Origin of the sequence: Phyllobacterium myrsinacearum (assembly GCF_002980555.1) — a bacterium.
Taxonomy (GTDB): domain Bacteria; phylum Pseudomonadota; class Alphaproteobacteria; order Rhizobiales; family Rhizobiaceae; genus Phyllobacterium; species Phyllobacterium myrsinacearum.
The window spans coordinates 1093622-1107109 of record NZ_PVBT01000001.1 but is presented as its reverse complement, the minus strand read 5'-3'; the positions used below and the strand labels follow the sequence as shown (position 1 = coordinate 1107109).

The window sequence follows — 13488 nt, the reverse complement described above, 5'->3', positions numbered from 1 at the left end:
CTTGAACCCTTGCGATTGGAGGAACCCTTGTCTGGTTCGAAAGTATTTCCAGGTTGCGGAACAATGTTTCCCGGCCAATTTCTGCGAAGCGCCACTCATCCCGCCATCGGGAGAAGTTCTGACATTGTAATACTGTCAGGATTTTCAGGTGTTTATTCTTTTGAATACGGCGCTTAGACAACATGCTCGTATGTCATTGCAATATCATCACGCAGAAAGAAATCGAGAATACTATTACAGAACTTCTCGATATTGATCCGTGGCAATTGATTGTCCCGGCAAAAGTCTACCATGCCATGCAGAAGCGCGGCCGCTGCTGTGGCTGCTTCCCAAACGTCGTTGAAACCATCATAAAGGTGACGGAAGAATATCACCTCCGTCACGGTTCAAACGATTCTGATGCTGTCTCGTTTATCGATCGTGTGCGGGCATTGCGTCACGAATACGGGAGTTCACGGCATGAAAGGCGACAAAAAGGTCATCGAGCGGCTTAACGAGGCACTTTTCCTCGAATTGGGAGCGGTCAACCAGTATTGGTTGCATTATCGCCTGCTGGACGATTGGGGTTACAAGCTGCTCGCCAAGAAGGAGCGCGCCGAATCCATTGAGGAAATGCAGCACGCCGACAAGATCATCGAGCGCATCATCTTCCTCGAAGGCCATCCGAATCTGCAGTCGATCGGCGCCCTGCGCATCGGCCAGAACATCAAGGAAGTTCTGGAAGCCGACCTGGCCGGCGAATATGACGCTGTAAAGTCGTACAAGAAGTCACGCGAGATTTGCGCAGAAGTCGGCGACTACGTCACCAAGGAACTCTTTGACGAGCTTCTGAAGGACGAGGAAGGCCACATCGATTTCCTCGAAACCCAGCTCGACCTTCTCAAGCGCATCGGCGTCGAGAACTATGGCCAGCTCAATGCAGCCCCGGCCGACGCCGCTGAATAAGCAGCCATCGCATTCACAAAAAAGGGCGCCCGTGGGCGCCCTTTCCTTTTGTATCGCGGCGAAGCTCACTTCGGCAGCTTGTCGTCCACACCCGCAACATAGAAGTTCATGCCAAGAATGGTCTTGTCGTCGGCGGTTTCACCAGCCTTGAGCCATTCGGAACCGTCCTGCTTCTTGACCGGACCGGTGAAGGGCTTGAGCGCACCGGATGCGATCTTCGCCTGGGTTTCCTCGGCCAGCTTCTTCACATCGTCAGGCATGTTGGTGTAGGGCGCCATGACCACGAGGTTTTCATGCATGCCGTGGAAAACATTGTGGGTCTTCCATGTGCCATCGATCACGGCCTTGGCCCGCTCGATATAGTAAGGTCCCCAATTGTCGACGATGGCGGTCAGCTGGGTTTCCGGACCGAACTTGATCATGTCGGAAGCCTGACCGAATGCCTTGATCTTGCGTTCCGCTGCAACCTGCATCGGCGCTGTCGAATCCGTATGCTGGGTGATGATATCGACGCCCTGATCGACCAGAGCCTTGGCGGCATCGGCTTCCTTGCCCGGATCGAACCAGGCATTGGCCCAGATCACCTTGACCTTGAAGTTCGGGTTGACCGACTGCGCGCCCAGCATGAAGGAGTTGATGCCCTGCACCACTTCGGGGATCGGGAATGAACCGATATATCCGGCAACGCCGACCTTGGACATTTTGGCAGCAATCACGCCCTGCACGTAGCGGCCTTCATAGAAGCGCGAATTGTACACGGCGACATTGTCGGCCGTCTTGTAGCCGGTCGCGTGTTCGAACTTCACATTCGGGAATTTCTGCGCAACCTTGATCGTCGCATCCATGTAGCCGAATGAGGTCGTGAAGATCAGCTTGTTGCCGGCACGCGCCAGACGCTCGATGGAGCGCTCGGCATCCGCACCCTCAGGCACGCTTTCGAGGAAGGTTGTCTCGACCTTGTCGCCAAGCGCCTTTTCCATCTCCTTGCGGCCCTGATCGTGCTGGTAGGTCCAGCCGAAATCGCCGGGCGGTCCGATATAGATGAAGCCGACCTTCAGTTTGTCTTCGGCATGGGCCGCGCCGGCAACGGCAAAGCTGGCAGCCATGGACAGCGCCATAAGCAGTTTTTTCATTCGTGTTCACCTCTCTGTTAAACCAAAAGCCTTGTCTTTTATTCTCGCCCGGCTGCTCAGCGGTCGGGCACGAAGGGTTTGCCGAGGGATGTCGGCGTATTCATCAGGGTCAGCCGCTTGTTTCGCGAAATCAGAACAAGCACGATAATCGTTGCGAGGTAAGGCAGCGACGACATGAACTGCGAGGGTATGCCGATGCCAAGCGCCTGGGCGTGCAACTGGCCGATGGTGACTGCGCCGAAGAGATAGGCGCCCGCCAGAATCCGCCATGGCCGCCACGAGGCGAACACCACCAGTGCAAGCGCGATCCATCCTCGGCCCGACGTCATGTTTTCCACCCATTGCGGCACATAGACGAGCGATAGTTGCGCACCGGCAAGCCCGGCGCAAGCACCCCCGAACATCACGGCGAGGTAACGCACCCGAACAACCCGCACGCCGAGCGCATGGGCCGAGGTATGATTGTCACCGACGGCGCGCAAGGTCAGTCCGGCACGGGTGCGGAACAGGAACCACGTGACGCCGATGGTCAGGAGAATGGAGATGTAGAAAATCGGATCCTGTCCGAACAGGAACTTCCCGACGACCGGCAAATCCGTCAGCACCGGGATATTCAGCGACTGCATCCGTACTCCGGGCAGGCCGACAAAACTCTCGCCGATCATGGCCGAAGCGCCAAGCCCCAGCAGCGTCAAAGCCAGGCCCGTCGCCACCTGGTTGGTGACCAGCGTCAGCGTCAGGAAACCGAACAGCAGCGAAAAAGCGGCCCCGGCGAGAATGGCGGCGAACATGCCAAGCCAGGCCGATCCGGTGAGTTGCGCAACGCCAAAGCCGGCAACCGCACCCATGATCATCATGCCTTCGACGCCGAGATTGAGCACGCCCGAGCGTTCCACCACCAGTTCGCCCATGGCAGCGATCAGCAGGGGCGTTGCGGCGGTGGCAACCGTCAGGAGAATGGCTTCGAACATGCCCATATCATGCCCCCTTTGCTGCGGCATCGCTGTGCCGGCTGACGAAGCGGATGCGGTAATAGATGAGCGTGTCGCTCGCCAGGACGAAGAACAGGATGATGCCCTGGAAGATGCGCGCCGATTTCTCGGAAATGCCGAGCGAAACCTGCGCCGCTTCACCGCCGAGATAGGACAGCGCCAGAACCAGCCCCGCGGCGACAATGCCAAGCGGGTTGAGACGGCCGAGGAAGGCAACGATGATGGCAGTAAAGCCGTAGCCGGGAGAAATCGTCGTGCGCAATTGCCCGACGGCCCCCGAAACCTCGGCAATCCCGGCCAGCCCCGCCAGTGCCCCGGAAACGAGGAAGGCGAAGAATGTCAGGCGTCCGGCGCTGAAACCGGCAAAACGCCCTGCCCGTGCGCTCCGGCCCAGCACCTTGATTTCAAAACCGTTCAGCGTGCGCGACAGCATGAACCAGACAAGGAGGGCGGCGACAATCGCCAGAACAAATCCCCAATGTGCCCGGCCCGACGAAGCCCATATCTCGGGAAGAATGGCGCTGGCGTTGAACTGCACCGTTTCAGGAAAGTTGAAACCTTGCGGATTGCGCCACGGGCCGCGCACGATCCAGTCGAGGAACAGCTGCGCCACGTAAACCAGCATCAGGCTCGTCAGAATTTCGTTGGTGTTGAATCGGACCTTGAGGAACGCCGGAATGGCCGCATAGGCCATGCCGCCCGCCATCCCCAGCAGCAGCATGACCGGCAGGACATACCAGCCCTGAAAATCCGGAAAAACCACCGGCAGGATCGATCCGGCGATGCCGCCCATGATCAATTGCCCCTCCGCGCCGATATTCCAGTTGTTGGAGAGGAAGCAGACCGAAAGACCGACGGCGATCAGGATCAGCGGCGCTGCCTTCACCAGCAGCTCGTGCCACGACCAGATCTCGGTCAGCGGCTCGACGAAATAGGAATAGAGCGCCAAAACCGGGTTCTTGCCGAGCAGTGCAAACAGGATGGCACCGGCAATCAGTGTAAAGAACAGGGCAATGAACGGCGATAGCGCGCTGAACAGCGCTGAATGTTGCGGGCGTCTGACCAGTTCGACACGCATCAGGCAGCCCCTGCACTTGCATGGGCCAAAGCGGCATCGGCACCGCCCATCATCAAACCAGCACGTTCCATGTTCATCGCTTCAATCGGGACCGATTGCGACAGGCGCCCATGCACCATCGCGGCAATCCGGTCGGAGATTTCGAAGAGTTCATCGAGATCCTGGCTGATCACGATCACGGCGGAACCGCTGCGGGCGAGATCGACAAGCGCCTGCCGGATATGGGCGGCAGCACCGGCATCGACACCCCAGGTCGGCTGGTTGACCACCAGAACGGCTGGATTGCGGTCCAGCTCGCGTCCTATCAGAAATTTCTGGAGGTTTCCGCCGGAAAGCGCTGATGCATCTGGATTTTCTGCACTCTTGCGGACATCCATCTGCGCGACGATGCGCTTTGCCGCGAGTACGAGGCTGGATTGCTGGAGCAGCCGCAGCGCCCCTCCGCCAAGAAAGACTTTTCCATCGGTGGCGTAGCGCGACAGAAGCAGATTGTCCGTCAGCGACATATTGGGAACCGCGCCATGCCCGAGACGCTCCTCCGGCACAAAGGCAGCACCGAGCCTGCGCCGCGCCGAGATGCCGGATCGTCCGGTGTCCTTGCCGCGAATGCGGACAATGTCCGGCCGTTCCTGCAGCACTTCGCCGGAGATGGCTTCAAACAGTTCGCCCTGTCCATTGCCGGCAACACCAGCAATGCCAAGGATTTCGCCTGGATTGACGGCCAGCCGGATATCATGCAGCGGCACGGAAAACGGGCCGCGCGGCTTCTGCGACAGGCCGTTGACTTCAATCAGGGCCGATTGGGTTGCAGGCGCCGCATTCGGGCGGCGCTCGATCACGTGGATGTCGCTGCCAACCATCATGCGCGCCAGAGAACTTGCGGTTTCCTGGCGCGGATCGCACTGGCCGACAACCTTGCCGTGGCGCAGCACCGTCGCCCGGTCGCACAGGCGCCGCACTTCCTCCAGCCTGTGGCTGATATAAAGGATCGATTTCCCCTCCGACTTCAACCGCTCCAGCGTGACAAACAAAAGGTCGGCTTCCTGCGGCGTCAGCACCGATGTCGGCTCGTCGAGAATGATCAGGTCAGGATTTTGCAGCAGGCAGCGGATAATCTCGATCCGCTGGCGTTCGCCCACGGACAGATCGCCGACCAGCGCATCCGGATCAACCGGCAGACCATAGGTCCGGCCGATGTCCCGCGCCTTTGCCGCGATGGTGTTGAGGTCGGTTTTCTCATCGAGCGACAGCGCGATGTTCTCGGCGGCAGTCAGAGCATCGAAGAGCGAAAAATGCTGGAAAACCATACCGATGCCGAGCGATCTTGCCATTGCCGGATTGGCGACGGCAACCGCTTTGCCCTTCCAGCCGATCTCACCCGATGTCGGCTGCAGCGCGCCGAACAGCATTTTCACCAGCGTGGATTTGCCGGCACCGTTTTCCCCCAGAAGGGCGTGAATTTCTCCGGTGCCGATTGTCAGGTCGATCCCGTCGCAGGCTTTCAGAGAGCCGAAAATTTTGGTGAGCCCGGCTGCCTCCAGAAGTGAATGCCCGGCCCCGTTCTTATCGCTTATGCTTGTCATAGTTCCCCACGGCCCAGGACGATTATTTTAAGGTGCCCCTAACCATTTCCGATCCTATGTCGGGCAGCATCGATTTGGGAAGTGCAAAACCAGAGGTTGCGGCCTTTTGCGCACATTATTCAAGCATCACTTTCAGAAGCTTAAGGAATAAGCACCGTTGTCCCGGTCGTTTTGCGTGCTTCGAGATCGCGATGCGCCGTTGCCGCGTGCTTGAGGGCGTAGGTCTGGCCGATGTCGATGCGCACCGCGCCGCTTTCCACCTGGTCAAAAAGCGCACGCGCTGCATTTTCAAGCGCAGGCCGCGCCGCGACATAGACGAACAATGTCGGCCGCGTCAGGTAGAGGGAGCCCTTGCGCGACAGGATGCCGAGATCGAATGGCGCAACCGGACCGGATGACTGGCCGAAGCAGACGAGCATGCCGCGCGGACGCAGGCAGTCCAGCGACCCGTCGAATGTATCCTTGCCGACGGAATCATAAACCACGTCGACGCCCTTGCCGCCGGTGATCTCCTTCACCCGTTCGACAAAATTTTCGGTGCGGTAGTTGATGACATGGTCGAAACCGTTCTCGAGCGCGAGCTTCACCTTCTCGTCCGAACCGGCCGTGCCGATGACGGTTGCGCCAAGATGCTTGGCCCACTGGCCGGCTATGAGCCCGACACCGCCAGCCGCCGCATGAAACAGGATCGTATCGCCCTGCTTGACCGGAAAGGTTTCCCGCAGGAGATAATAGGCCGTCATGCCCTTGAGCATCATCGAACCGGCCTGCTGGAAGGAAATGGCGTCCGGGACCTTGACCAGCCGGTCGGCCGGCATGATGCGTTCCTCCGCATAGGCGCCGATCGGATTGACGTAGGCGACGCGATCGCCTGCCTTTACGTCGGTAACGCCCGGTCCGACGCTGAGCACGACACCCGCGCCCTCATTGCCCGGAATGAGCGGCAGACCGCTTGGCGACGGGTAGAGGCCGGTGCGGAAATAGACATCGATGAAATTCAGGCCGATGGCTTCATTGCGCATGCGCACTTCGCCGGGACCCGGCTCACCAATCGCAACATCTTCATAAACCAGCGCTTCAGGACCACCCGTCTGATGAATGCGAATTGCCTTGACCATCATGCCTTCTCCGTCCGTCCAAGATTGGGAAATGCCTGCATCACCGCACCGATGAGGAACAGGTAGAGACCTGTGACCGAAATACCGATCCGCACCCAAAGGGGCGAATCCAGATGCTGGTACAGCGAAAGCACGCCGAAGGCGCACCACAGGAAGAAAACCGTGAGATTCAGCGGCCGCAGACGCTGCACGCGCACCGGGTGCAGGAAATAGATCGGCAGGAATGACACAATGGCGGCACCAAGGACGATGGCAAAAGCCACCCATTCCCCCGGCTTAACGATGAACAGGGTGAACACCAGCATGTTCCAGACAACCGGAAAGCCCTTGAAAAAATTTTCCTTCGTCTTCATGCCCGTATCGGCATAGTAGATGGCGCTGGATACAACGATGATCGCCGCCGCCAGAAAGGACAGGCCCTCGCCCATGAAGCCGCGCTGATACAGCGCGAAGGCCGGGATGAGCACATAGGTCATATAGTCGATGATGTTGTCGAGCAACTCGCCCGACCAGTTGGGCAGCACATATTTGACTTCAAGCTTGCGGGCGATCGGCCCATCAATGCCGTCAACGAACAGCGCCAGCCCCAGCCACCAGAACATGGCCGTCCAACTGCCTTCGCTGGCCGCGACCACCGAGAGGAACGCCAGGAAGGAACCGGAGGCGGTCAGCAAATGCACCGAGAAGGCCTTGGCTTGTGGTGCCGTCACTTTTTTGGGTTTAACGCCCCGGGGCAAAGTTGGTTTTTTCACGGTCCGCGCCAATCTGCTGCATGATACTGATCCGCTTGTCGCTATATGTTACCAAGGACAAACGATTTGCGAGCAGCTTTTCTTGAAAACGACCCAAAGCGCAAGCAATGTTCCTGATATAAACTGTTGAAAGCCAAAACGGCTTGGAAGCGGAGACAGATGATGACCAGCACCCGAACGGATCCCATTGTTGTTGCAGGAACCGGTCATGTCGGCCTGATTGCCGCCATTGCCCTTGGTCAGCACCTTGAAAACGTCGTCAGTCTCGGCGTTATCCCCACCGGCACGGACAAGCGCACGACAGCTCTGATGATGCCCGCCATCCGTTTTCTCCAGCGCACCGGTCTCTGGGACAGCATTGCGCCGCATGCCGCGCCCATCGGTTCCATGCGCATCCTCGATGGCACGAACCGGCTGGTCAGAAGCCCTGTGGTGACATTCGAGGCCTCGGAAATCGATGAGGACGCCTTTGGCTACAACATCCCCAATGCCGCGCTCACCAAAACGCTCAGCAACGCGCTGAAGCAATCGCCGGTCCGCCATGTCGCCGCTTCGGCAACCCACTATCACCCGGTGGATAATGCCATGGCGGTCGAAGCCAGCGATGGTTCGGTGTTCACCGCCAACATCGTTATTGCCGCCGATGGCCGCTCGTCCCTGGCCCGGGAAGCCGCGGGCATCTCGGCACGGACCTGGCAATACAATCAGACCGCGGTCGTTCTCAGCTTTAGCCACACGCGCGATCATCATGATATTTCAACGGAATTTCACACCGAGCATGGCCCGTTCACGCAGGTGCCGCTTGCGGGGAAACGCTCAAGCCTCGTCTGGGTGACCACACCCGCTCATGCGGCGGAACTTCTGGACCTGAATGCGGAACAGCTGGCGGTCCGCGTCGAGGAACGCATGCAGTCCATGCTCGGCGCCGTCACCATCGATGTCGAAGCGCAGGCCTGGCCGCTGTCCGGCCTCGTCCCGAACGCCTTTGCCCGCAACCGCGTGTTTCTGGCGGGCGAATCGGCGCATGTGTTTCCGCCCATCGGTGCACAGGGGCTCAATCTTGGCGTCCGGGATGTGGAAACATTGCTTGATACCCTGCCGGCCGATGGCAGCGATCTTGGCGCCGCGGCGGTTGTGTCGGCCTACAACCGCAAGCGCAGCCCCGATATCATCGCCCGCACCGGAGCGGTCGACGCGCTGAACCGGTCATTGCTGTCGGATTTCCTGCCCGTGCAGATGGTGCGCAGCGGTGGCCTTGAACTGCTCCGCACCTTCTCGCCGCTGCGCAGTTTCCTGATGCGGGAGGGCCTGCGCCCCGGCAGTGGCTTTCGCTGGCCGCGCCGGGACGCAAAGCGCGCCTAGACGAGAACGAAGTCCAGCAGCAGCTTGATGTTCAGTACGGCAATCACCACCGCAATGATCATGGCAAGCACCGTGAGCCATTTCGGCGAGACCAGCACACCCATCTTGGTCTTGCTGGCGGTGAACATGACCAGCGGGAACACGGCAAAGGACAGCTGAAGGCTGAGCACGACCTGCGTCAGGATCAAAAGCTTGGCCGTTCCGCTGTCGCCGTACCAGACGGTCACGGCGGCAGCGGGAACAATGGCAATGGCGCGGGTGATCAACCGGCGCAGCCAGGGCGCCAGCCTGATTTTCAGAAAGCCCTCCATCACGATCTGCCCGGCCAAGGTTGCCGTAACCGTCGAATTGATGCCGCAGCACAGTAAGGCGATACCAAACAGAGTCGGGGCGAACCCCCAGCCCAGCAATGGCGCAAGCAGTGAATGCGCCTCGCCGAGTTCCGCCACTTCGGTCCGCCCCGTCTTGTTGAAGGTCGCCGCGGCAAGGATGAGGATTGCCGCATTGATGACCAGGGCAAAGGTCAGCGCTATCGTCGAGTCCCAGGTGGCGTATTTCAGTGCCTGGCGTTTTTCCGGCGTGGTGTGGCCGTAGTCGCGCGTCTGGATGATGCCGGAGTGCAGATAGAGATTATGCGGCATCACGGTCGCACCGAGAATACCGAGCGCGAGATAGAGCATTTCCGGGTTGGTGACGATTTCCGTTGTCGGGGCAAACCCCTTGATCACAGCGGCCCAATCGGGGTCCGCGAGGAAAATCTGGATGCCGAAGCACAGCGCGATCACGCCCAGCAGCGTGATGATCAGCGCCTCCACCCAGCGGAAGCCAAGCTTTTGCAGATAGAGGATCAGGAAGACATCAAGCGCGGTGATGAGAACGCCAAGTTCAAGCGGAATGCCGAAAATCAGGTTGAGGCCGATCGCGGTGCCGATGACTTCGGCAATGTCCGTGGCAATGATGGCAAGCTCCGCCATGAACCAGAGCGTATAGGCGACCGGCCTTGGAAAGGCATCGCGGCAAGCCTGCGCCAGGTCCCTGCCCGATCCGATTGCCAGACGCGCGCAAAGCGCCTGCAGGACCACGGCCATGATGTTGGACACCAGCGCGACGACAAGCAGCGTGTAACCGAACTTCGACCCGCCGGCGAGTGATGTCGCCCAGTTTCCCGGATCCATATAGCCCACGGCGACCAGGTAGCCCGGCCCCACAAAGGCTGCGGCCCTGCGCCAGCCCGGTCCTGCCGTCCTGACAGCGACCGAGCGATGCACATCCGAAAGCGATGCATCCCCCCCGTTCGCGCCGCCAGCCTTCGTCCGTATCGGCTGCCTGCCGCAAGGAATCCATGAAATACCTCTAATCGCAATTGCAAATCATTCGCAATAGTACACGGAAAGCGCGCGCTCACAAGAGCGGTCTTCCTGCGGCGAAACAGCCCACATTGGACCTGCAGGCATCATCTCAGATCAGTGCAAAAACACCGGCATTCACCTTTGCGTCGGTCACTTGCCCGAAATCCGGCACCGCATATTCGGCGATGAGCCGGAGCCGCTCGCGCGGAAGATGTGCCCGGCCGGGATCGCCGATAAGAACCGTGGCGCCCGCCAGAAGGCAGCGATCGAGGAAAAGCAGAACACGCTGCGCGAGATCGGGTGCGTAAAACAGATCGCCTGCGGCAACGAGATCGACATCCAATACCCGATCCAATACCGGGCCGGCCGTCACATCCGCATGCATCGAGGTCAGGCAGACACCATTGAGACCGGCATTGAGCTGTTGCGCGGCAATGGCATTTCCGTCTGTTTCGGCGGCGGTTACGCGCATCGCACCCGCCTTTGCCGCCGCTATGCCGACTATTCCCGAACCTGCCCCGAGATCCAGCACATGCCGTCCGCGCACAATCTCAGGGTGATCGAGAAAATAACGGGCAAGCACCGCGCCGCCCGCCCAATGATAGGCCCAGTATGGCGGTTTAGGATCAGGATGTGCGCCGGAAGCGATAAGACGGCGCAATCCGCTCGCCGGGGTGGCGCTGTGGAGCACGATTTCCGGAACTGCCGGGACAGCCATCACAGGCATATGCGCCTGAATGAATTTCGCAGGATCGATGGTCAACGGCACTCCGGCAGCACGGCCATACCCCGGACGTTCGCCGGGCGGCCTCCAGCTCCTTATCAGGGAATGAGGCCGTGCGTCATCAGGTAAAGCCACAGGGTCAGGGTCACGACCGAAAACAGCGTCGTCGCCAGAATGCTGCTCGAAGCCCGTTCGACCCAGACCCCATATTGCTGGGCAATGACGAACACATTGGTTGCCGTCGGCAGAGCGGCCAGCAGCATGGCGGTGTACACCCAGACCGGCGGAAAATCACCGGCAAGATGAAGGATGGCGTAGATGAGCAGCGGCTGGAAAACCAGCTTGACCGGGACAATCAGATACAATTCCTGCGGCACGCGTTTCAGGGGGCGCAAGGCAAGGGTCACGCCCATGGCAAAAAGTGCGCAGGGTGCAGCCGCCTTGGCCAGAAGATCGATGAGCTTGTCGATGGAAACAGGCGGCTCGAACCCGGTGATTGCAGCGGCGACACCGAGAATGGTTGCGATGATGAAGGGATGCAGGAATATCTTCTTGAGAACACTGACCGCCAGATCGCGCGGGCGGCGCTTGTCATTGCCGGAAAGCGCCATCATCAGCGGCGCCATGACAAAATGCAGCGTATTGTCAAAACAGAAGATGAGGGCAACCGGCACCGCAGCGGGTGCGCCGAAGGCCATGATGGCCAATCCCGGGCCCATATAGCCGATATTGCCATAGGCGGCGGCAAGCCCCTGAATGGTGCTTTCGTCGATTTTGCGCGTTCTGAAAAATGCAAAGCCGAACATCACCAGAAAAACACAAAGTGTTGATGCGGTGCAGCCGATAATAAAGGCCCACTTTGTCAGCTCAGCGACAGGTGTCTTTGAAAGGATCTGGAAAAACAGTGCCGGCAACGCCACATAGACAATGAAAACGTTCATCCATCCCAAGGCTTCCAGCGGCTGACGACTGATGCGGGCTACCAGAAATCCCAGGAAGATCAGGCCGAAAAATGGAAGAACGAGATTGAAGACGCTGAGCATGACAAGCTTTGACTGTTGGGAACGCGACCGGAAATGGCAGGACGCCATCGATGCTCGCACGATTTGATGGAGACAGGTATGTCTCTGATATCTATAATGAATGATGATGATGAAACAAATACGCCACGCAAAATTTCAGATCGGGCAGGTTGTAAGCCACCGGATATTCGCTTTTCGCGGCGTAATTTTCGATGTCGATCCTGAATTCAACAACACCGAGGAATGGTATCAGTCCATCCCCGAAGATATCCGGCCGAGCCGCGATCAGCCCTTTTACCATCTCTTTGCCGAGAACGCCGACAGCGAATATGTGGCCTATGTCTCGGAGCAGAATCTCGTCGCCGATACATCCGGCGTTCCCCTGCGGCATCCGCAGATCAAGGACATGTTCGACAAGCCGCAGAACGGTGTCTACCGGGTCAAAAGTCCGCACATCAACTGAATCCGCGCAATAAAAAAGGGACGCCAAAGCGTCCCTTTTTCGTACCGGCGGTTCGATCAGTTTCCGGCCTTGGCCTTCGCCTGTTCGGCCTTCATCTTGTCTTCGAATTCCTTCTGGCGCTTCTGGACTTCTTCCTGAAGCGTCTTCTGACGGTCTTCGATTTCCGACTGCTGCAGGCCGGGGCCGTCAAATGCCTGGCTGAAACCGGTCAGCGCAACGGTGATCGGGTTTGGCTTGTTCTGGAAGTTGACCGAGGTCAGCGTGAGCTGGGCGCCCTTCTTGAAGGAAGCGACGAGTTCATCCGACATGGCGACTTCCGAGATGCAGCGATCCGGGAAGCAGATGGCGAAATCGATCTTCTGGGTCTTGCCGCCATTGATCTGCAGTCCAACGCCTGGAGCGATCAGACGGCCGGTCGGTACGGAGACCTGGAAAATCTTGCGATTGACCTTACCCTTGATCTCGATGAGGTTGACGGCTGTCAGAAGCTGGCCGCTATCGGCAGTCACGATGTTCTGTGTGTTGCAGATATCGTTTTCTTCCTGCTTGGAGCAAACCTTGAACCAACCCTGCGGCGTTCTCTGCTGCTGGGCTGATGCTGGTACTGCCGCGGCGGCGAGTAATGCAATTGCACCCGCGATGGATGCGGTTGCAGCGAATGTCTTCGGGTTGGACATGGTCAACTGGTTCCTTTCAGCGCACTTATCCGAAGTGTAACTTGATCACTAAGAATTGCTTTCTCTGGATTGGTTACCAAATGAGGCAACAGAGTGACCCTTCGTCTCGAACGCCGTGTTACACTGCATGTTAATGCAAATCCAGACTACTTTTAGGGTCAAGCCCCATTAACATGATCGAAATGGCGCCTGAAACGGCAAGAAGATGCGAGGAGAGACGCGAAGGGCGGGGTCTTTCCCCCGGCCGAGCGGCTCGACACAGCAGCTTGCAGCCGTTTCGGCGTCCGGAG

At 58.8% G+C, this 13488-nt stretch carries 13 protein-coding genes and 1 pseudogene; 4 read left to right on the top strand and 10 right to left on the bottom strand.

All coding sequences use genetic code 11. From position 1 onward, the window contains the following. Nucleotides 1-182 precede the first annotated feature (182 nt). Nucleotides 183-494, top strand: a complete 312-nt coding sequence (locus C5750_RS05330) for a (2Fe-2S)-binding protein (protein ID WP_105732752.1) — start codon at nucleotides 183-185, stop codon at nucleotides 492-494. Then, entirely contained in the window at nucleotides 460-945 is a 486-nt protein-coding gene (bfr, locus tag C5750_RS05325) for a bacterioferritin (RefSeq protein ID WP_105732751.1), read from the top strand. Before C5750_RS05330 ends, bfr begins: the two co-directional genes overlap by 35 nt. Nucleotides 946-1010: 65 nt before the next feature. Here the strand turns inward: bfr and C5750_RS05320 are convergent, their stop codons facing one another. From C5750_RS05320 to pcsA, 6 genes are all read right to left on the bottom strand, one after another. Beyond that, nucleotides 1011-2078: a BMP family ABC transporter substrate-binding protein gene (locus C5750_RS05320; RefSeq protein WP_105732750.1), complete on the bottom strand. Its 1068-nt coding sequence runs from the start codon at nucleotides 2076-2078 to the stop codon at nucleotides 1011-1013. A 56-nt stretch (nucleotides 2079-2134) separates the two neighbouring features. After that, entirely contained in the window at nucleotides 2135-3055 is a 921-nt protein-coding gene (locus C5750_RS05315) for an ABC transporter permease (RefSeq protein WP_199537964.1), read from the bottom strand. A gap of 1 nt (nucleotide 3056) precedes the next feature. Further along, nucleotides 3057-4148 (bottom strand): ABC transporter permease, encoded by a 1092-nt coding sequence (locus C5750_RS05310; protein WP_105732749.1) that lies wholly within the window; start codon nucleotides 4146-4148, stop codon nucleotides 3057-3059. Beyond that, nucleotides 4148-5731, bottom strand: a complete 1584-nt coding sequence (locus C5750_RS05305) for an ABC transporter ATP-binding protein (RefSeq protein ID WP_105732748.1) — start codon at nucleotides 5729-5731, stop codon at nucleotides 4148-4150. Before C5750_RS05305 ends, C5750_RS05310 begins: the two co-directional genes overlap by 1 nt. Before the next feature lie 140 nt (nucleotides 5732-5871). Beyond that, nucleotides 5872-6849 carry a quinone oxidoreductase family protein gene (locus C5750_RS05300; protein WP_105732747.1) on the bottom strand — a complete coding sequence of 326 codons (978 nt, stop codon included), beginning with the start codon at nucleotides 6847-6849 and terminating at the stop codon, nucleotides 5872-5874. Then, nucleotides 6849-7601, bottom strand: coding sequence for a phosphatidylcholine synthase (pcsA, locus tag C5750_RS05295; protein ID WP_105733128.1), 753 nt, complete (start codon nucleotides 7599-7601; stop codon nucleotides 6849-6851). The genes C5750_RS05300 and pcsA overlap by 1 nt, the downstream gene beginning before the upstream one ends. A gap of 162 nt (nucleotides 7602-7763) precedes the next feature. On the opposite strand from pcsA, the gene C5750_RS05290 reads away from it, so the two are divergent. Next, nucleotides 7764-8963, top strand: coding sequence for a UbiH/UbiF family hydroxylase (locus C5750_RS05290; protein ID WP_105733127.1), 1200 nt, complete (start codon nucleotides 7764-7766; stop codon nucleotides 8961-8963). On the opposite strand, the pseudogene C5750_RS05285 reads toward C5750_RS05290, so the two are convergent. The 3 genes and pseudogenes from C5750_RS05285 to C5750_RS05275 all read right to left on the bottom strand — a co-directional run bounded on the left by C5750_RS05285 (nucleotide 8960) and on the right by C5750_RS05275 (nucleotide 12079). Continuing rightward, nucleotides 8960-10307: pseudogene (locus C5750_RS05285) on the bottom strand (Nramp family divalent metal transporter). The gene C5750_RS05290 and the pseudogene C5750_RS05285 sit on opposite strands and share 4 nt — an antisense overlap. A gap of 114 nt (nucleotides 10308-10421) precedes the next feature. Next, a complete protein-coding gene (locus C5750_RS05280) occupies nucleotides 10422-11039 on the bottom strand; it encodes a class I SAM-dependent methyltransferase (RefSeq protein ID WP_105733126.1) in 618 nt (205 codons plus the stop codon). 95 nt (nucleotides 11040-11134) lie between these two features. Then, on the bottom strand, nucleotides 11135-12079 hold the full coding sequence (locus C5750_RS05275; protein WP_105732746.1) for an AEC family transporter: 945 nt from the start codon (nucleotides 12077-12079) through the stop codon (nucleotides 11135-11137). A gap of 103 nt (nucleotides 12080-12182) precedes the next feature. Here C5750_RS05275 and hspQ point away from each other — a divergent pair, with 103 nt between their 5' ends. Continuing rightward, nucleotides 12183-12521 (top strand): heat shock protein HspQ, encoded by a 339-nt coding sequence (gene hspQ, locus C5750_RS05270; RefSeq protein WP_199537963.1) that lies wholly within the window; start codon nucleotides 12183-12185, stop codon nucleotides 12519-12521. Nucleotides 12522-12577: 56 nt separating this feature from the next. Here hspQ and C5750_RS05265 read toward each other — a convergent pair whose 3' ends face one another. After that, a complete protein-coding gene (locus C5750_RS05265) occupies nucleotides 12578-13198 on the bottom strand; it encodes an invasion associated locus B family protein (protein WP_105732745.1) in 621 nt (206 codons plus the stop codon). Nucleotides 13199-13488: the final 290 nt, after the last annotated feature.